Origin of the sequence: Sandarakinorhabdus limnophila DSM 17366, from assembly GCF_000420765.1 — a bacterium.
GTDB lineage: Bacteria > Pseudomonadota > Alphaproteobacteria > Sphingomonadales > Sphingomonadaceae > Sandarakinorhabdus > Sandarakinorhabdus limnophila.
Map to the genome: position 1 here is coordinate 24,224 of NZ_ATVO01000009.1, position 17,097 is coordinate 41,320.

The 17,097-nt window shown below is 63.5% G+C and carries 19 protein-coding genes; 14 read left to right on the forward strand and 5 right to left on the reverse strand.

All coding sequences use genetic code 11. The features are described 5' to 3' along the window. The first annotated feature begins 45 nt into the window (after positions 1-45). Positions 46-1,155, forward strand: a complete 1,110-nt coding sequence (locus tag G566_RS14345) for a hypothetical protein (protein WP_156874511.1) — start codon at positions 46-48, stop codon at positions 1,153-1,155. A 61-nt stretch (positions 1,156-1,216) separates the two neighbouring features. On the opposite strand, the gene G566_RS0111685 is transcribed toward G566_RS14345, so the two are convergent. From G566_RS0111685 to G566_RS0111695, 3 genes are read right to left on the reverse strand one after another with little or no spacing between them, the layout of a single operon-like run. Next, on the reverse strand, positions 1,217-2,113 hold the full coding sequence (locus G566_RS0111685) for a haloalkane dehalogenase (RefSeq protein WP_022680852.1): 897 nt from the start codon (positions 2,111-2,113) through the stop codon (positions 1,217-1,219). A gap of 59 nt (positions 2,114-2,172) precedes the next feature. Further along, positions 2,173-3,087, reverse strand: a complete 915-nt coding sequence (locus G566_RS0111690) for a formylglycine-generating enzyme family protein (RefSeq protein ID WP_022680853.1) — start codon at positions 3,085-3,087, stop codon at positions 2,173-2,175. Then, the gene (locus G566_RS0111695) at positions 3,087-3,707 is read right to left on the reverse strand and encodes a TetR/AcrR family transcriptional regulator (protein WP_022680854.1); all 621 of its coding nucleotides are present in this window, start codon (positions 3,705-3,707) and stop codon (positions 3,087-3,089) included. Before G566_RS0111695 ends, G566_RS0111690 begins: the two co-directional genes overlap by 1 nt. On the opposite strand from G566_RS0111695, the gene G566_RS15480 reads away from it, so the two are divergent. From G566_RS15480 to G566_RS0111725, 7 genes are all read left to right on the forward strand, one after another. Next, positions 3,706-3,867 carry a hypothetical protein gene (locus G566_RS15480; RefSeq protein ID WP_156874512.1) on the forward strand — a complete coding sequence of 54 codons (162 nt, stop codon included), beginning with the start codon at positions 3,706-3,708 and terminating at the stop codon, positions 3,865-3,867. The two genes, G566_RS0111695 and G566_RS15480, sit on opposite strands and share 2 nt — an antisense overlap. Continuing rightward, positions 3,860-4,492 carry a hypothetical protein gene (locus G566_RS0111700; protein WP_022680855.1) on the forward strand — a complete coding sequence of 211 codons (633 nt, stop codon included), beginning with the start codon at positions 3,860-3,862 and terminating at the stop codon, positions 4,490-4,492. Before G566_RS15480 ends, G566_RS0111700 begins: the two co-directional genes overlap by 8 nt. Next, a complete protein-coding gene (locus G566_RS0111705) occupies positions 4,489-4,944 on the forward strand; it encodes a hypothetical protein (protein ID WP_022680856.1) in 456 nt (151 codons plus the stop codon). The genes G566_RS0111700 and G566_RS0111705 overlap by 4 nt, the downstream gene beginning before the upstream one ends. Continuing rightward, complete coding sequence (locus tag G566_RS0111710) at positions 4,941-6,572, forward strand: sulfatase-like hydrolase/transferase (RefSeq protein ID WP_022680857.1); 1,632 nt, start codon at positions 4,941-4,943, stop codon at positions 6,570-6,572. The genes G566_RS0111705 and G566_RS0111710 overlap by 4 nt, the downstream gene beginning before the upstream one ends. Before the next feature lie 697 nt (positions 6,573-7,269). Beyond that, the gene (locus G566_RS0111715) at positions 7,270-8,337 is read left to right on the forward strand and encodes an FG-GAP-like repeat-containing protein (RefSeq protein WP_022680858.1); all 1,068 of its coding nucleotides are present in this window, start codon (positions 7,270-7,272) and stop codon (positions 8,335-8,337) included. Further along, on the forward strand, positions 8,334-8,756 hold the full coding sequence (locus G566_RS0111720) for an FG-GAP repeat domain-containing protein (protein ID WP_022680859.1): 423 nt from the start codon (positions 8,334-8,336) through the stop codon (positions 8,754-8,756). Before G566_RS0111715 ends, G566_RS0111720 begins: the two co-directional genes overlap by 4 nt. A 70-nt stretch (positions 8,757-8,826) precedes the next feature. Continuing rightward, positions 8,827-9,882 carry an alpha/beta fold hydrolase gene (locus G566_RS0111725; protein WP_022680860.1) on the forward strand — a complete coding sequence of 352 codons (1,056 nt, stop codon included), beginning with the start codon at positions 8,827-8,829 and terminating at the stop codon, positions 9,880-9,882. Positions 9,883-9,886: 4 nt separating this feature from the next. Here G566_RS0111725 and G566_RS0111730 read toward each other — a convergent pair whose 3' ends face one another. Next, positions 9,887-11,566 (reverse strand): N-acyl-D-amino-acid deacylase family protein, encoded by a 1,680-nt coding sequence (locus tag G566_RS0111730; RefSeq protein WP_040605644.1) that lies wholly within the window; start codon positions 11,564-11,566, stop codon positions 9,887-9,889. Between the two features lie 146 nt (positions 11,567-11,712). On the opposite strand from G566_RS0111730, the gene G566_RS0111735 reads away from it, so the two are divergent. Continuing rightward, a complete protein-coding gene (locus G566_RS0111735; RefSeq protein ID WP_022680862.1) occupies positions 11,713-12,315 on the forward strand; it encodes a PadR family transcriptional regulator in 603 nt (200 codons plus the stop codon). Between the two features lie 88 nt (positions 12,316-12,403). On the opposite strand, the gene G566_RS0111740 is transcribed toward G566_RS0111735, so the two are convergent. Beyond that, complete coding sequence (locus G566_RS0111740) at positions 12,404-13,342, reverse strand: L-threonylcarbamoyladenylate synthase (protein ID WP_022680863.1); 939 nt, start codon at positions 13,340-13,342, stop codon at positions 12,404-12,406. Between the two features lie 45 nt (positions 13,343-13,387). Between G566_RS0111740 and G566_RS0111745 the strand changes: the two genes are divergently transcribed. From G566_RS0111745 to G566_RS15490, 5 genes are all read left to right on the forward strand, one after another. Beyond that, positions 13,388-15,130, forward strand: coding sequence for an acyl-CoA dehydrogenase (locus G566_RS0111745; protein WP_022680864.1), 1,743 nt, complete (start codon positions 13,388-13,390; stop codon positions 15,128-15,130). A 48-nt stretch (positions 15,131-15,178) separates the two neighbouring features. Then, on the forward strand, positions 15,179-16,108 hold the full coding sequence (gene cpaB / locus G566_RS14890) for a Flp pilus assembly protein CpaB (protein WP_243442448.1): 930 nt from the start codon (positions 15,179-15,181) through the stop codon (positions 16,106-16,108). A gap of 227 nt (positions 16,109-16,335) precedes the next feature. Continuing rightward, on the forward strand, positions 16,336-16,542 hold the full coding sequence (locus G566_RS0111755) for a cold-shock protein (protein WP_022680866.1): 207 nt from the start codon (positions 16,336-16,338) through the stop codon (positions 16,540-16,542). Between the two features lie 171 nt (positions 16,543-16,713). Beyond that, a complete protein-coding gene (locus G566_RS15485; RefSeq protein ID WP_156874513.1) occupies positions 16,714-16,860 on the forward strand; it encodes a hypothetical protein in 147 nt (48 codons plus the stop codon). Positions 16,861-16,913: 53 nt separating this feature from the next. After that, on the forward strand, positions 16,914-17,090 hold the full coding sequence (locus G566_RS15490) for a hypothetical protein (protein ID WP_156874514.1): 177 nt from the start codon (positions 16,914-16,916) through the stop codon (positions 17,088-17,090). The last annotated feature ends 7 nt before the right edge of the window (positions 17,091-17,097 follow it).

Sequence of the window (17,097 nt, forward strand, 5' to 3'; positions counted from 1 at the left end):
GAACCTGCCAGTCTGCGGCTCGCGGCGACCTCGCGGCGCCGGTTGATGACGACGATGACCGTACTCGGCGATCCGGGCGAGCTTTTTCTGCTGACCCATCAGGCGCTGCGATCGCGGATCGGGTTGCCTACCACCGCGCAGGTCGAGCGTATCGATCCGTTGACGCTGCGCCCTCTCGCCCGCAGCCCGCGCCTCGACGGCGGCCCGATCTGGCCGGGCGGGATGGCCGTCCACCGCAATGGCGATCTTTACATCGTCTATGGGCGCTACATCCATCGCCTAGACCGCGCAGATCTCGCTGTCCGCGCGGCAGCGCGATTGCCGGTCGATCAGCCCTATAACAGTTTCGTGATCCTCGATTCTGGGCTGATTGTGACGAAGAATCTGTCAGTTCGCTCCACAGCACAACTTTGTGTGATCGATCCGGACGATTTGACCATGGCCTGCCCGCCGCTCGATTGCGGCGAGCCATCGGTCGCGCGGCTCAGCGCCGTTGGAAATACCGTCTATGTGGTGGGTGTGCGTACGATAACCCGCTATCATTGGGATGGCACTGCCTTGCGCCGCGACGATAGCTGGGCCTGCCCCTATATCGGCAACAGCCAGCGCAGCCATGGCTGGGATGCGGTGATCGGGGACCGGCACCTTTGGCTGATGGACAACGGCCAGCATCGCTATCGAACAAGCATGGTCGGGCGCGGCGTTGCGCAGGCACCCAACCGGCTCATCCGCGTTGCACTTGCAGACGCTGAGGACTGGCAGGGCATCGACGTCAGCGGCTTACCGGGTGGCAGCATCACCAACCCGCCGCTCTGGGACGAAGCAAGGCAGATCGTCATCGCATATGACAGCGCCAATCGCGTCATCTGCGGCTTCCGGTTCGAGGAAGAGAAGCGCGCGCTCGTGCCACTGTGGAGGCAAGACGGTTTTGGCTGCGCCAGCCACATGTTGCATTTCCCCGAAAGTGGCCTGATTTGCACCAATGATTATCAGCGCCGCGAAGCGATCGTCCTGCTCGATATCGCTAGCGGAGCGACAGTTGCGCGGGTCGAAACAGGCGGGTTCATGCAAGGCGTGGTGTTTCCCTCGCCCGGCTGGAATGAAGATTTCTATTGGTGCTCGATGGACCAGGTGACGCGGATCGCGTTGACGTGATCCGCGCCGCCGAAAAATAGCCCGGCGTGTTCGGGGCTGGGGTGAAGCTGTTTGGTGATGTTCATAATTTCGCTACCTCCAATATCGCCTGCACAAAACCCTGCGGGTCGTTTTCCTGGATGAAATGGCCGCCCTTCAGCGTGCGGTGCGGTTGGCCTGCGGTACCGGGAACGCGGCCGATGAAACGCGTTTCACCGCCGCGGGTCACCGGATCGCCGTCGCTGAAGCAGCACAGGAAGGGCTTGTGCCACTGGTCGAACACCTGCCACGCGCGCTTCTGGTCCGGGATGGCGACGTTGTTTTCGAACGGCACGAAACTGGGGAAGATGCGCGCACCGGCCTTGTAGCTGCTATCCGGAAATGGCGCGTCGTAAGCGGCAATCTCGGCCGCGCTGAGCGCGCGTTTGGCCCCGGCGTTGATGATCCGGCCGATCGGGAAGACCGGACTCCATTTGGAAAAGGCCCGCCACAGGGCAAAGGCGCGCGGGGGCGGGCCACCTTCAGGCAGGCCGCCATTGGACAACACCACGCTGGCAAAACGATCCGGCATTTCTGCGACCAGGCGCAGGCCGATCAATGAGCCCCAATCCTGACAGACCAGCGTCATCCGCGTCAGGTCCAGCGCCTCGACCCATTGGCGCATCCAGCCGACATGGCGGGCATAGCTGTAGTCGGTCTTCCGGGTCGGCTTGTCTGATTTGCCGAAGCCGATCAGATCGGGGGCGATCACGCGAAAACCGGCTGCCACCACCGGGCCGATCATGTGCCGATACAGATAACACCAGCTTGGCTCACCATGCATCATCAGCACCACGGGCGCGTCGCGCGGCCCTTCATCGACATAATGGATGCGCAGGGGCGTGCCATCGCCAGGATCAGCGATCTCCACATAATGCGACGCGAAGGGAAAATCGCTGATCGCCGCAAAGGCGCTATCGGGCGTGCGTAAGACCTTCACGATATATCCCCTGCTTTCGTTAATATTGGCACTATTGGTGCCGTATTACCGCCGCAAGGTCAAGCCGAAGGCCCGGGTTTCGCCGTATCCACCAGCCGGAACCCGATATGATCGGTGCCCAGCCCGCGCTCCTGGAACTGGCGCGCGGCCGGGCGATAGCGGGCGCAATAGTTGGCGGCGCACAGATAGGATCCGCCCTTGATGATGTTGACCGGTTCGCCAGCATCGGCGCGCGATCCGCTGGAACTGGTCCATTCCCAGACATTGCCGATCATGTCGTACAAGCCAAAGCCATTGGGTTTGAAGCAGCCCACGGGCGCACGCCCGGCAAAGCCATCGGTGCCCAGATTCCTCACCGGGAAAATGCCTTGATAATAGTTGGCTTGCGGCTGGCCTTTCGCGTCAACCGGTTCCGGCAGTGCTGCTGCCCCGATGCGAGCGGCATATTCCCATTGCGCCTCGGTCGGCAGTTGCTTGCCGGCCCAGCGCGCATAGGCCTGCGCATCCTGCCAAGCGATCTGGACCACGGGTTCGCGGTCATGCCCGGTGATGCTTTCTTGCAATCCGGATGGGTGCCGCCACTGGGCGCCCGTGACCCACCGCCACCAGTGCGGATCCGCTTGCGATGGAATGTTGAACACGGCTGACCCCGGCACCAGCATCTCGGGCGGGGTGCCGGGAATTTGGGGTGGTTCGCGCTCGGCCATTGTCCGGTAACCGGTGGCCTGCACAAAGGCGGCGAACTGGGCGTTGGTCACTTCATGGGCGTCGATCCAGAACCCCTTGACCGTGACCGTGCGCGGCGGGCCTTCTTCCGGATACTGCGGATGATCGCCCATCACGAAGCGGCCGCCGGGCACCCAGACCATCCTGTCATCGGGCAGGCCGGCGCAGGCTTTGCCGGGCGGCGCCGGCGCCTCCGTGCAAGCTGACAGCAGCAGCACAAGACTGGCCGTGAACGCCAGACGTTGCATCAGTTGTCCGGCATCGCGGCCAAGGCATTGCCCAGTAAACGCCGAACCACCGCCTTGGCCTCTTCAACGGGCAGTTCCTGATCATGGCGCAACAGGCGCCAGGTCTGGAAACTCAGGATGACATGCAGACCGCGGGTGCCGGCCAGATCGACCTTTACCGTCGCCGGCAAATGGGCCTCCAGAGTTTCGAATTCCAACCGCAGCATGCGGCGATAATCCTGCATCAGATAGGGCGACTGGAAGCGTTTGAGACTGGCCGAAATCCGGTAGGGCAGGATGGTTTCAAACACCTTCGATCGCTTGTCGGCGATATCGAAAAGCCTTTCCTTCCAGTCTGCGCCGGCGGGGGCTTGCAGGATGATCGGCATCACCTGTGCCTCGATCACTTCGCCCATCTCGCGGTACAGCTCATCCATGTCGTCAAAGTGGCGGAAGACCGAACGCAGGCCGACGCCCGCCACCTCCGCAACCCGCGCCGCGCTGGGCGAAACATCGCCCTTGCTGACCAGATCGAGCATCGCGGCGACAATCTTGCCCCGGCTGGATCGACTCCGTTCGCGTCGGCCATCGGCCAGCGGCGCTTGCGAACGTGATGCCATCTTGTGCGATACATTGGCCATGAACCCTGTTTTGCGGCAAACCAGCAATGGTGCAAGCAACAATAGTGATTGCAAAAATTTCTTGGCACTTTTAATGTCAATATCAGGGTTCGATCTGGCGGCAGCCGTGCGACGCGACGCCATGGACGGCCCGGAATGGAGCGGTTGGCGTGATGGCTGAGGGGATCATCTGGGGCACGGCGCTGCTGGCTTATGGCGCTTTCCGGCTCTGGTATGACAATTGGTCTGGCCCGCTGAAACCCGCGGAGATCGATACCTTTCTGGCCCAAATGGCCGGCCGTTTCGAAGCAACCGGGAACAGCCCGGATGTCCTGCGCGCTTTCCTTGCGGCCGATGATGGCCGTGAGTTCGTGATGCTCAATCTGGTCAAGGCGCAATTGGACCCGGTGGAAGATCCGCAGACCGGGCAGATGGTGCAGGGCTTTGAACTGCTGAAACGCTATTCCAAACGCTTCATGCCGGTGCTGTTCCGCAATGGCGGCCATCCCGGCATCGTCGGGCGCAAAGTGGGCGGCTATGTCGATGCCTGGAACACCGAACCCGATCCCGGCTGGACGGTTTTCGGCCTGATGCGATACCGCAGCCGCCGCGACATGATCAAACTGGTGATGGACCCGGCCTTCATGGCAGGCCACCCGGACAAGTTGCTCGGCACGCTGGCGACCTTTTCCTTCCCGACGCAGCGGGTGCTGTCCTTCTATGTGGGCCCACGGGTCACCGTGGCGCTGGCGCTGGCGCTGATTGCCGCCCTGTCGCACCTGATGATGCTGACCATCGCATCATGACCGCGCTGCTGCCGCCCAGCACCAACCACCATTATCGCGGCGCGCGCGCTGCGGCCTGGTTCCTGGCGCTGTACGGCGTTGGCTGGATCGTGCCGGGGATGATCCACAGCTTCCTGCCCGATGGTGGTGCAGGCACGATTGCAGGGCTTGATCTGGGCCACAATACGGCGCTGATCATTGGCCTGTTCGCTTGGGCCGGCGCCACGCAGATCGCGCACGGAATGGTGACCTTGGCGGTCGCCCTCCATTATCGCACGTTGGTGCCCTTGTTTTTGTTGGTCAGCCTGCTGGAGCGCAGTTTGCTCAGTTGGTCGGCCTGGGTTGGCCGCGCGCAGCCGGGCGTGCATCATCCACCCGAACATTATGCCAGCCTGATCCTGGTCCCCGTTATCCTTCTATTCCTGCTGCTCGCCCTGCGCCCTGCCGCGATTCAACCCGGAGGTCCACGATGACACGCACGATGAAGTGGCTGGGCGCCTTGGCCCTGCTGGTTGGCGCGGGCTATTTGGGTTTTCAGCGGTATAAGATCTACCTTCCCGGCATCATCGGCGAATGGCGGGAACCAATTGCAGAGAATCGCCCGATCAGTTGGGCGCAGGGTCCTGCGGTGGCCCCTTCTGGCGAGCGTCCGCCCAATGTCATCCTGATTGTCGCCGACGATCTTGGGATGAATGACATCTCGCTCTACGGCGGCGGCGTTGCTGGTGGCGCTGTGCCGACCCCCAACATCGATGTGATTGCCAAGCAAGGGGTTAGCTTTGCCAACGGCTATGCCGCCAATGCGACCTGTTCGCCATCGCGCGCAGCCTTGATGACGGGGCGTTATCCGACGCGTTTCGGTTTTGAATTTACCGCCGTTCCAGCCGCCCTTGCTTCAAACCTGGCTCACAGCGGTGGCAAATCACCCTACCCAGCGATCTATCATGAAGAGCTGAACCACGATCTGCCTGCCTATGCCGACATGGGTGTGCCGCATGACCAGATCATGTTGCCAGAAATCCTGAAAGCCAGAGGTTATCACACGATCCACATCGGCAAGTGGCATCTGGGCGAGGCCGAACCATTGCGGCCGACGTCGCAGGGATTTGACGAAAGCCTTGGCATGCGTTCGGGCGCAGATCTTTTCATGGCCGAACACGATCCTCAGGTCGTCAACGCGAAGCTGCCATGGGATCCAATCGACCGCTTTTTATGGGCGAACCTGCCCCATGCCGTTTACTGGGGAAACAGTCAGCGCTTTCGCCCAAAGGGCCATCTGACGGACTATTTCACCGACAATGCGCTGGCCGCGATCGAGGCCAACAAGAACCGACCCTTCTTCCTGTATCTCGCCTACAATGCGCCGCACACTCCGCTGCAGGCGCTCAAGAGTGACTATGATGCGCTACCGCAGATCAAGGACCATACCCAGCGCGTTTATGGCGCGATGATGCGCCAGCTCGACCGGCGGATCGGCGATGTGATGCAAAAGCTGAAGGACACGGGGCTCGACGAGAATACTCTTGTGATCTTCACAAGCGACAATGGCGGCGCCTGGTATACCGGCATCAAGGATCACAACACGCCCTATCGCGGTTACAAAGGAACTTTCTTCGAAGGCGGCATTCATGTGCCGATGATGATGCGCTGGCCGGGCAGGATCGCGCCGGGCACGGTCCGAAGCGATGTTGCCCAGCACCTTGATATGTTTGCCACGATTGCCGCGGCAACCGGTGCGAACGTGCCAGGAGATCGCAAGATGGACAGCTTCAACCTGCTCGCTGCCGGACCGAAGCGCGAAATCACCTTCTGGCGCTCTGGCGACTACCGCGTGGTGCGTGCGGGCGACTGGAAATTGCAAGTTTCGAAGCGCCCTGACCAAGCCTGGTTGTTCAACTTGGCGAGTGATCCTGCCGAGCGCGTCAACCTGGCCGCGCGCGAACCGCAGCGTGTTGCCCAGTTGCGCAAGATGATCGAAGATCAGAATGCGCAAATGCCCAAGCCGCTCTGGCCCGGCCTGCTCGAAGGCGCGATCCGCATCGACGTCCCACTCAATGCGGCGTGGAGGAAGGATCAGGAATACATCTATTGGACCAATTGACCGCGCAGCGATGTTTCGGTCATGTCCGTCGCTTGTACAGCGGCCTTCTCTTCTTTCCGTTGAACAGCGCGTATGGTCTGCACAATGGCTCCGGCTGTCAAGGCTGATCCAAAATTCACAGAACCTGACCCGTCATGCCTTTTGATTGTTGAAGTCGTTTCAATGCCTTGATGCCGGCAACAACAGTGGCGCATTTCTGAAATATTTCGATTCACCTGTCCGAATATCTGCTGGCCATAATCATCTTCTAAAATCGAACTTTTGGCACCGTCCGAAATTCTAGCTATTCAAGCTTCAGCCAACTGATGTCCGCTTTTGAGTGGCCGAAGAAAGGTCTCCGATGTCCGAGATGAAGGCGCGAAGCTGCCGTTTACTTGCTGATCGGGAAACGGCTTGCAGCGCCGGGTTGACCATGAACAGCCGTGAGGGCCTGCCACCCGGCGGCTTACCGGGATGAGCGGCGGCGCTACTGTTCGAACCGGCGCTGCGCCCGCTGTTCGACGATCCCCACAGGGCCAGATTGCTGCGGTGCGCTGGGCTTCCAATTTGGCCAATCGTGCGTGCAGATTCATCAGTTCACAATCTCTGGCAGAGAGCCTTATTCAATAGATAGTTAATCACTCAGCAGCAGTTTTCCCGTTGCGCGGCCCCTAATCCTGCCGGCATCCCTGCCTCCACAAAAGGGAGCCTACCGCCAATGAAACCCATCTTCGCGCATTCCGCGACCCTTTTGGCTTGCCTGCTGCTTGCCGGATGCGGCGGCAGCGGTACCGCATCACCCGACACGGCCACCGCTTCGCCGCCCGCCACAATAGTGGCGCCGCCGGTTTTGCCCTTTGTTGAACTCAGCTTTGCCTACGAGGCGCACAGGATTGGCACCAAAGACATTGTGCCGCCTTACACCTATGCCGGCGTCAACTATCCCGGCGGCGTGGCCGACATCTTCCCGCAGGGCGGCATCGCGGTCGACTTCGAGCGTGACCGCTTCCCCGAAGTCGTGGTCCCGCTCAACAAGGCTTATGCCACGCCGGCCTATGCGGCATTGCCCTATGTGGTGTTGTCCAACACCAGTGGTCGGCTCCGCCACGATGGCGCGCTCAACGCGCAATTGCCGTCAGTGTTCGGCGCGCGGCGCGCGGCAACGCTCACTGTGGCCGGCAATCCGGCGGCGTTCTTCGTCGCCCACAATGTGTCGGGCATCTACAACGACCCCCGAGCGCACGGCACCGCGGTGCTGTTGGCGCAACGTTCGGGCTCGGTCGGCCAGGTAATGGGCGCGTTCCCCCGTCTGAACACCCGCGATGGCGTGCCGGAGGACGCGGTCGATGCCCATTCGATGGCGGTAGGCGACGTCAACGGAGACGGGCTTGAGGATATCCTGATCGGCAACTGGAACGCCTTTGGCGGCGGATACCCGCCGCTGTTCCTGCTGCAACAGGCCGATGGCCGTTTCAGCGCCCGCGTCGATCCGTTCCTGGCCCGCCTGCTGTCGGTGCCGGTGACCAACCCGCAATCGGCCGGCAACGAAGGCTTCAACCTGCTGCTTGATCTCCACCTGGCCGACCTGAACGGGGACAAGTTCGCCGATCTGATCGCCGGCTTTGGGCATGGTTCGACGCCCAGCCTGCTGTTCATCAACAAGAACGGCCAGTTCAATTTCGATGAGCGCCAGGCGCTGCCGGCATCAACCTATGGCATCGATACCAACCTGCACCTCGAAACCCGAGCGCCGATTTCGACAACGACGGTGATCTCGATCTCTTGATCCAGCACACGCGCTATGTGCCTTATTACGGCGGTAATTATCTGCAGCTGCTGCGCAACGACAATGGCAGCTTCACCGACATCACGGCAACGGCGCTTTCTCAGGTCGAAAGCGAGATCAAGGGCGAACGTCTGTCATGGTCGCCGAATGTGTTCGTGCGCGATCTCGATGGCGATCGGCTCGTCGATATCGTCTATGGCATCAACAATGGCCGGCTGCTGGTGTTTTTCAACCAGGGCGGAGGCCGCTTCACCCGCCTGACCACCACACTGCCGCGCGGCGAGAATGGCGTGCTGCTCACGGTCGCCGATTTCGACGCCGACGGAAAACAGGATCTGCTCTATTACCAGTACGGCGGCTCCGAGACGGAGAAGCTGTATTTCATCAACGTCTACCGGCTGGATTTCAAAAAGCCGTAATTCCAACATTCCCATTGCGCCTGCCCCGTCGGCGATGGCATCCCCGTCACACCAACAGGGAGCCACCGCCATGAAGCCCGCCGTTGCCGCGATCGCGGCCCTTATCGCCACCGCTGCCACTGCCGCGCCGGCGGTTACCGAAGCCGATTTTGTCGCGAAGGATTTCCGCTTTTCCGACGGCAAGACCCTGCCCGCGCTGAAGCAGCATTACCGCACCATCGGCACGCCGGTTCGCAACGCCAAGGGCGAGATCATCAATGCCGTGATGGTGGGCCACGGCACCGGCGGCACTGGCGCGCAATTCCTTGTGCCGCAGTTCGCCCGCCTGCTCGAACCGGGCGGCACGCTGGATGCGGCCAAATATTTCATTATCCTGCCTGATGCCATCGGCCACGGTGGATCGTCCAAGCCGAGCGACGGCCTGAAAATGGCGTTCCCCGCCTATGATTATGGCGACATGGTGCGCGCGCAGGGACAGTTGCTCGATCATCTGGGCGTGAAGCAATTGCGGCTGCTGATGGGCACATCGATGGGCTGCATGATGGGTTTCCAGTTCGGCACCGATCTGCCTGGCCGCGCCGCCGCCATCATGCCGCTGGCCTGCAACGTGATCGAACTGGCGGGGCGCAACCGTATGTGGCGGGCGATGGCGATCCAGGCGATCAAGGCCGATCCCGATTGGCAGGGCGGCAATTTCACCAGGCCGCCCTTGAATGGCATGCGCGTGGGCGTGGCGTTGCAGGCGATGGCCAGTTCCGCCCCGGTGCGGATGCAGGCCGATACGCCCGATCACGCCAGTTCCGATGCACTGGCCGAACGCGCGATGGCTGCGGGACTTGCCAGCAGTGCCGACGCCAATGATCGCATTTATCAGCTGGAAGCCAGCCGCAACTACAACCCCGCGCCGCACCTCGCGCGCATCACCGTGCCCGTCACCTGGGTGAACAGCGCCGATGATTTCATCAATCCACCCGGCGTGGGTGAGCCTGAACGCCATGTGCGGGCGATGCCGCAGGCGCGTTACGTGCTGATCCCCGAAAGCACGGAAACCCGCGGCCACAGCACCCACACGTGGAGCATCTTCTGGGAAGGCGAGTTGAAGGGGCTGCTGGCGCGCAGCCAGTGAGGCGTCAGGCGGGGCACCGGCCGGCGCCAGGCCCCTTCACGAACCGCCCCGCCGCCGCCCCGGTCGGCTCGCCATCCTTCAGCACCTGTACGCCGTTGACGAACACGGTGGACACGCCGGTGGCATATTGCGCCGGCTTCGCAAACGTCGCGTGAGCGGTGATGGTGGCCGGATCGAACACCACAACATCAGCGAAATAGCCCGGCTTCAGCAGCCCGCGTTCCTTGATCCCCATATTGGTCACCGGCAGGTGGCTCAGCCGGCGCACGGCATCGGCCAGCGTCGTCGTCTTTTCCTCGCGCACATATTTGCCCAGCAGCCGGGCGACATTGCCATAGGCGCGGGGGTGATCCTGGCTGAGCAGGAACACGCCCTCGGCACTGGGCGCACCCGCATCCGATCCAAAACTCATCCACGGCAGCGCAGTCTGCCGCTTCACATTGGCCTCATCCATCAGGAAATAGGCCGTGCCCACCCGGCTGCCATCCTCGATCACCAGATCGATGGCGGTGTCTTCCGGGCTGGTGCCGCGCATGCGGGATACCTCGCCCAGCGTCTTGCCGGTGAGCGGCTTCAACGCGGGGTTCTTGAAGCCTAACAGCAGCACATTTTCCGGATTGCCGGCGCGCTTGGCGAGATTCTCCCAATCGGCATTCTCGTCCATCATCTCGGCCTTCACCCGGGCGCGCAGGGCCGGATCCTTCAACCGCTCGATCCATTGTTCCAGCCCGCCCGATTGCACCCACAACGGCATCGCCGCATCCAGCCCGGTGGCGCCGGCGGTATAATTGTACATGTTGGCGGTGATGCGGATGCCGCTGGCCCGCGCTGCCTCGATCTTGCCGAGGATGGTGTCGAACTTGCCCCAGTTCTTCCGGCCCGACATCTTCATGTGCCAGATTTCCGCCGGGCCGCCGGATTCGCGCGCGATGGTGATCAGTTCATCCACCGCAGCCTCGATGCGGTCGCCTTCGGAACGCATGTGGCTGATATACATGCCGCCACAGGCCGCACTTGCCTTGGCCAGCGCCACAAGCTCCGGTGTTTCGGCATAGGCGGCCGGCGCATAGATCATCGACGTGCCCAGCCCCAGCGCGCCCTCGTTCATCGCCGCGCGCACCAGCCCCTGCATGCGCGCCAGTTGCTCCGGCGTCGGATCAACATCGCTTTCGCCCACTTCATGCACGCGCACCGTGGTATGGCCCACGAAACTGGCAACATTGGGCGCGATGCCCTTCTTCTCCAGCGTGGCCAGATACTCGCCCAGCGTCGTCCAGCTGATCTTGTATTTGATATCGTCCTGCCGGAGCGCGCTCAGCCGCTTCATCTCCGGGTTGAGCGGGCCCATCGACGTGCCTTCGCCCATGATTTCCAGCGTGACGCCCTGGCGGATGTCACTTTGCGCGCGGCCGTCGATCAGCAGGCTCTCGGTCGCCCAGCTCAGCATGTTGACGAAGCCCGGCGAAATCGCCTGGCCCTTCACGTCGGTGACGCTGGCGCCGCCCGTCACACTGGCGGGCGCGGCGCCCTTGCCAATGCCGGTGATCCGGTCCCCATCCATCGCCAGCCAGCCGACATAGGGCGCTTCGCCCGAACCATCGACGATCAGGCCACCGGTAAGGACGACCGGTTTCGCCAATGCGGATGACGCCATCAAAACAGCGGCAAAAGCCAATACACGCATGATCTTTCCCCCTTGGGTGTTGATGGCAGCTTATGGCGCGCCACCGCTGCCAGCAAGGGTCCAGCGATCTTGGCTGTATTGGTCTTGCAATACACTCGTTCAAGATATATCTTAAGGGCTCCACACCCCCAACCGGAGTCGCCCCCATGCACTTCCGTTTCCACTTCGATCGCGATGGCTTCCACAAGGAATTCGGTGGCCGCTGGTCTGGCCGCAGCAGCCGCTGGGCCGCCTTTGCGCAGCGCTTTGCCGATGAATTCGGTGATGGCGGCGATAGCCCGCGTCCGCGCCGCCGGCGTTTCGGCGCCGAGGCCTTGAAGATCCTCATCCTCCACCTGCTCAAGGAAGAACCGCGCCACGGCTACGACCTGATCAAGGCCATCGAGAATCTGTCCGCCGGCCTTTATTCGCCGTCGCCGGGCATGATCTACCCGATGCTCAACATGCTCGCCGATGAAGGCCTGATCACCGAAGTCGCCGGCGAGGAAGGCCGCCGCCGCTATGCCATCACCGATGCCGGCCGTGCCGCACTGGATGAAGCGGAAGCGCAGTTAAAAGACGCACTGCAACGCCTGGCCGACATGGCGCGCTGCAATGCAGACGATGGCCGCGAACCGCTGCGCGAGGCGATGCACGATCTGCGCGCCGCTGCGCGCGACGCGGTGCGTGACGCCGAATCCCGCGCCGAACGCGCCGAAGCCATCGCTGCCATCCTGCGTGAAGCGGCAGAGAAGATCGGCAAGCTCTGACGGTCGAGACGCCCTGCCCCAACGGAGACCAAGGTGCCTCCGGCGGGCAGGGCCTGAGGCCCTGCACCCGCTTTCGTTTGGCAGATGCCTAGCCCCGCGGTGCGGCGGCGCGGGCGAGACGGTCGTTGATGGCGAGGCCGAGGCTGTGCCGCGGCACCGGCGCGACAGCAATGCCAGCGCGGCCGGACGCCTGCGCGATGTGGAGCAGATCGAACAGACAGGCGGCGGCCTCGGTCAGGTCGCCACTGGCCGACAGCGTGGCATCGCCCTTCACAGGGCCGAAGCCGATGTGAAATTCGTCTAGCTGCGCCGTGTCCGCCTCCAGCCGCACCGGCTGCTCTGGGGCATAGTGCGATTCCATCATGCCGGGGGCCTGCACAGACGGCGTGGCCTCTGACGCCAGCGGCTCGCCCGCCACCTCAACAATCGCCTCCACCGCCACCGCGCCGGGCCGCAGCAAACGCCACCCGCCCGCTTCCACTGCAACAATCGTCGATTCCACCCCCGCCGCACACGGCCCGGCATCGATCACCGGCACATCGGCTAGGCTGGCCAGCACATGCCCCGCCCGCGTCGGTGAAATCCGTCCCGAGGCATTGGCCGACGGCGCCGCCAGCGGACCCACGATGCGCACCAGTGCCTGCATGACAGCGTGCGCCGGGCAGCGCAGCGCGATCGTGTCGAGCCCCGCCGTCACCAGCGATGCCACCGGTGCGTCCGCCCGGCGCGGCAGCACCAGGGTCAGCGGCCCCGGCCAGAAGGACTGCGCCAGCGCGTGCGCCAGCGGCGAGAATACCGCCAGCGTCTCGGCCTGCGCCACATCGGCCACATGCACGATCAACGGGTTGAAGCTCGGCCGACCCTTGGCGGCATAAATGCCCGCCACCGCCGCGCCATCATCCGCGCGCGCCGCCAAGCCGTACACCGTCTCCGTCGGCACCGCGACCAGTCCGCGCGCGCGCAGCACATCCGCCGCTGCGGCAATGCCGGCGGCGTCGGGCAGAAGGATGCGGCTTTTGCTGGCCATGGCGCGCGTCTATACCGGGGTGATAGCGAAAACGGAAACCAGCTCATGCCCTACACCGCTCCCACCACCGAACAGCGTTTCGTGCTCGACGTGATCGCCGATCTGCCGGGCCTCGCCGCATTGCCCGCCTATGCCAACGCCACGCCGGATATGGTGGACGCGATCCTGGCTGAATCCGGCAAGCTGGCCTCGGGCGTCTTTGCGCCGCTCAACAAGTCCGGCGACAAAGCTCACGCGAAACTGGGCGACGGCGTGGTGACGCTGCCCGCCGGCTTCGTGGAGGCTTACAGCCAATATGTGCAGGCCGGCTGGGCCGGGCTGGGCGTGCCAGAAGCGCATGGCGGCCAGGGCCTGCCCTTCGCCGTCGCGGTCGCCGTGCAGGAACAGCTCACCTCCGCCAACATGGCTTTCGCGCTGTGCATGATGCTGTCCCAGGGCGCGATCGAGGCGCTCGCCGCCCACGCCAGCCCGGAATTGCAGGAGCGCTACCTCTCCAAGCTCGTCACCGGTGAATGGACCGGCACGATGAACCTCACCGAGCCAACCGCCGGCAGCGACGTCGGCGCGCTGAAATCCCGCGCGGAACCCAACCCGGACGGCAGCTGGCGCATCAAGGGCACCAAGATCTTCATCACCTGGGGCGAGCATGACGCGGCGGACAACATCGTCCACCTCGTGCTGGCCCGCACGCCGGACAGCCCGGCCGGCACCAAGGGCATCAGCCTGTTCCTGGTGCCGAAGGTTCTGCCCGACGGCACCCGCAACGATCTGAAATGCGTCGGCCTTGAACACAAGCTCGGCATCCACGCTTCGCCGACCTGCACGATGAGTTTCGGTGATCACGACCAGTGCATCGGCTGGATGGTGGGCAAGGAAGGCGGCGGCATGCGCGCCATGTTCACCATGATGAACAACGCCCGCGTGCAGGTGGGCCTGCAGGGCGTCGCCATTGCCGAAGGGGCGATGCAGCATGCGCTGGATTATGCCCGCACCCGTGTGCAGTCCGCCAAGTTCGGCGCCGGGCCCGCTGCGGTGCGTATCATCGAACATGCCGACGTGCGCCGCACCATCATGACGATGCGCGCGCTCACCGAAGCCAGCCGCGCGCTTGTCTATCTCAACGCCGCCGCCGTCGATCGCGCCCATGCCGGCGATGCCGCCGGGCAGGGCCTGGCCGATCTGCTCACCCCCATCTCCAAAAGCTGGGCGACCGATATCGGCGTCGAGGTCGCCAGCCTTGGTGTGCAGGTGTTCGGCGGCATGGGTTATGTGGAAGAAACCGGAGCCGCCCAATATCTGCGCGATGCCCGCATCGCTCCGATCTATGAAGGCACCAACGGCATCCAGGCCATGGACCTTGTCGGCCGCAAGCTCGGCATGGACGGCGGCCAGCACTGGAAGGACCTGCTCGGTGACGTCCGCGCAACGCTATCCGATCTGGATGAGGATGACGAGCTGAAGCTCATCACCCCGTGGCTGCAGGACGCGCTCGATTCCGCGCAGACCAGCAGCATCTGGCTCGCCGGCGCCAACAACCCCGATGATGTCGCCGCCGGCGCCACGCCCTATCTGCGCCTGATGGGCCTCACTTTGGGTGGCTGGCTGCTGGCGAAGCAAGCGCTGGCCAGCCGCGCCCACCCCGATCCGAACTTCGCCGCCGCCAAGCGCGCCACCGCGCGATTCTTTGCTGAACAATTGCTGCCGCAAGTGCAGGCGCTCAGCGCGTCCGCCATGCGCGGCGCTGCGCTGCTCTATGCGATTCCGGAAGACGGATTGGCCGCAGCCTAAACCCGCGCCTGCACACGCCCGTTACCCCCTCCAGATGGAGGTGGCAGAATGGGGGTGGAAGAACGCTGGCAGGATCGCGTGCCGCGCCGCGTGCCAGCCTGGCGGGGGCGGGATGACCGCAACAGCCGGGTGCAGCAACGCTCGCGCTGGATGTTGATTGCCGGCAGTGCGCTGCTGCTGGTGGCGATGATGCTGGCGCGCTGGCTGCCGCACGGGCCGGGCCGCGGTGCCGCAAAATCCGCGATTCCCATGGCGCCCGCCGTGGTGGCCGCGGCACCCATCGGCTTTGGTGAAAAACTGACGCCGAACAAGCTCAAGCTGGTTGATGTGCCGGCCCAGCAGCGTCCCAAGGGGCATTTCGCGCGCATCGATGCGTTGATCCTGGGCCAGGGCCGCACCGCGCTGCGCCCCATTCCGGCCAATGAGCTCGTGATCGAGGCCGCGCTGGTGGCCCGCGCCACCCGGCTTTCCACCGCGCCGCTGCTTGGCCCCACCATGCGCGCACTGGCGGTGCCGGTGAACGAGGTGGCCGGCGTATCGGGGCTGGTGTTCCCCGGCGATCGGGTGGACCTGTTCCTGATCCGCCAGCCCGATGAAGCGATGCCCTATGCCGATCTGCTGGCACAGAATATCCGCGTGCTGGCGGTGGGCAGCGACATGAACATCGCCCGCGACAAGCCCGGCGTGGTGAAGACCGTCACAATTGAAGTGAACCCGTTGCAGGCGCAGAAGCTCCCGCTCGCCATGGCCACCGGCGAAATCCGGCTGGCCCTGCGCCCGTTCGGCAACGAAGCGCGGGTGCGGCTGCAAAGCCTGCAGGTGAGCGACCTGAACGATGGCACCACCACAAGGCTGGTGCGCAAGCCCGGCAACGCACCAGCCGCCGCCCCCCGACCGGCGGCCCCGCACCAACGCCCCGCCCAAAGCGTGATCGTGATGCGCGCAGGGGCAGCCAGCGCGGCAGACGTGCTCCCCTGATTGGCAGTGAAAAGCCCCGGCAATCCGCCAATCAGCACGGGCACCAAACCATGATGATCCGGGCTTTCCTTGACTTTCCCCTAAATCACGCCCACATGAGGATTGCTAATCGTCGCCTGCGACGGAAATCGACTCGTTAAAATCGGCTCCTCTTCCTTTCTCGCGCTACCAGCTCCAGCCGTGCATTTGCGGCTGGGTTTCTTGTTTTCGCGAAAGGAAAACATCTCATGATCACCGGAACCGTCAAATTCTTCAATGCCGACAAGGGCTATGGTTTCATCTCGCCGGAAAATGGTGGCGATGACAACTTCGTCCACATCAGCGCCGTCGAGCGCGCCGGCATGAGCACCCTGAACAAGGACCAGCGCGTCAAGTACGAACTGGAAACTGATCGCCGCGGCAAGACCTCGGCTGTCAACCTCGAAGCTGCGTAAGCGGCAGGGGCCGGGCAGCGCCGCAAGGCTGCTGCCCGCCCTTCGAGGCGCCCCTGCGCGGCGGTCGTTCTAGCCTTCGGGCCGGAAAACACCCGCGCAGGGTTGCTGCCTTCCTGTTCACACCACCCAATCACGACAGCATAGTGGGCGCTCAACTGGGCCAGGACTTTGATGACCATACCCACGATTGAAAACACAAGCCGGGCGCAAACTGTGCGCCGCACGCTTACCCCGCATTACGGCAACCGCGAATATCGCCGTTCACCAGTCCTCTCCCGCAGCGAACTGCGCCAGCTGGTGCTCGATCAGCTAGGTTGACCAGCCACCCGGCCCGCCACCCCGCTCTGGCCGGTCCCGCAAAGGATCACAGCATGCGCGCCACCAGCCTGTTCTACTCCACCCAAATCGAACAATGCGCCCGCAACGCCGCCGATGCCGTGCTGGACAATCAACGCACCATGTTCCTGCGTGCCCAGGCTGCCTGGCAAACGCTGGCCGACAAGGAAATCGCCGCCCAGGCTGAGCGCGACAAGCGCCTGCCGGCCTGAACCAGAT

Excerpts from the sequence above, each read along its gene's own strand:
- G566_RS15480 (WP_156874512.1), top strand. The coding sequence starts at position 3,706 with ATGAACCCTGTTTTGCGGCAAACCAGCAATGGTGCAAGCAACAATAGT.
- G566_RS0111710 (WP_022680857.1), top strand. The coding sequence starts at position 4,941 with ATGACACGCACGATGAAGTGGCTGGGCGCCTTGGCCCTGCTGGTTGGC.
- G566_RS0111715 (WP_022680858.1), top strand. The coding sequence starts at position 7,270 with ATGAAACCCATCTTCGCGCATTCCGCGACCCTTTTGGCTTGCCTGCTG.
- G566_RS0111690 (WP_022680853.1), bottom strand. The coding sequence starts at position 3,087 with ATGCAACGTCTGGCGTTCACGGCCAGTCTTGTGCTGCTGCTGTCAGCT.
- G566_RS0111730 (WP_040605644.1), bottom strand. The coding sequence starts at position 11,566 with ATGCGTGTATTGGCTTTTGCCGCTGTTTTGATGGCGTCATCCGCATTG.
- G566_RS0111725 (WP_022680860.1), top strand. The coding sequence starts at position 8,827 with ATGAAGCCCGCCGTTGCCGCGATCGCGGCCCTTATCGCCACCGCTGCC.
- G566_RS15485 (WP_156874513.1), top strand. The coding sequence starts at position 16,714 with ATGACCATACCCACGATTGAAAACACAAGCCGGGCGCAAACTGTGCGC.
- G566_RS0111745 (WP_022680864.1), top strand. The coding sequence starts at position 13,388 with ATGCCCTACACCGCTCCCACCACCGAACAGCGTTTCGTGCTCGACGTG.
- G566_RS14345 (WP_156874511.1), top strand. The coding sequence starts at position 46 with ATGACGACGATGACCGTACTCGGCGATCCGGGCGAGCTTTTTCTGCTG.
- G566_RS0111740 (WP_022680863.1), bottom strand. The coding sequence starts at position 13,342 with ATGGCCAGCAAAAGCCGCATCCTTCTGCCCGACGCCGCCGGCATTGCC.
- G566_RS0111695 (WP_022680854.1), bottom strand. The coding sequence starts at position 3,707 with ATGGCCAATGTATCGCACAAGATGGCATCACGTTCGCAAGCGCCGCTG.
- G566_RS0111700 (WP_022680855.1), top strand. The coding sequence starts at position 3,860 with ATGGCTGAGGGGATCATCTGGGGCACGGCGCTGCTGGCTTATGGCGCT.
- G566_RS0111735 (WP_022680862.1), top strand. The coding sequence starts at position 11,713 with ATGCACTTCCGTTTCCACTTCGATCGCGATGGCTTCCACAAGGAATTC.
- G566_RS0111705 (WP_022680856.1), top strand. The coding sequence starts at position 4,489 with ATGACCGCGCTGCTGCCGCCCAGCACCAACCACCATTATCGCGGCGCG.
- cpaB (WP_243442448.1), top strand. The coding sequence starts at position 15,179 with ATGGGGGTGGAAGAACGCTGGCAGGATCGCGTGCCGCGCCGCGTGCCA.
- G566_RS15490 (WP_156874514.1), top strand. The coding sequence starts at position 16,914 with ATGCGCGCCACCAGCCTGTTCTACTCCACCCAAATCGAACAATGCGCC.
- G566_RS0111755 (WP_022680866.1), top strand. The coding sequence starts at position 16,336 with ATGATCACCGGAACCGTCAAATTCTTCAATGCCGACAAGGGCTATGGT.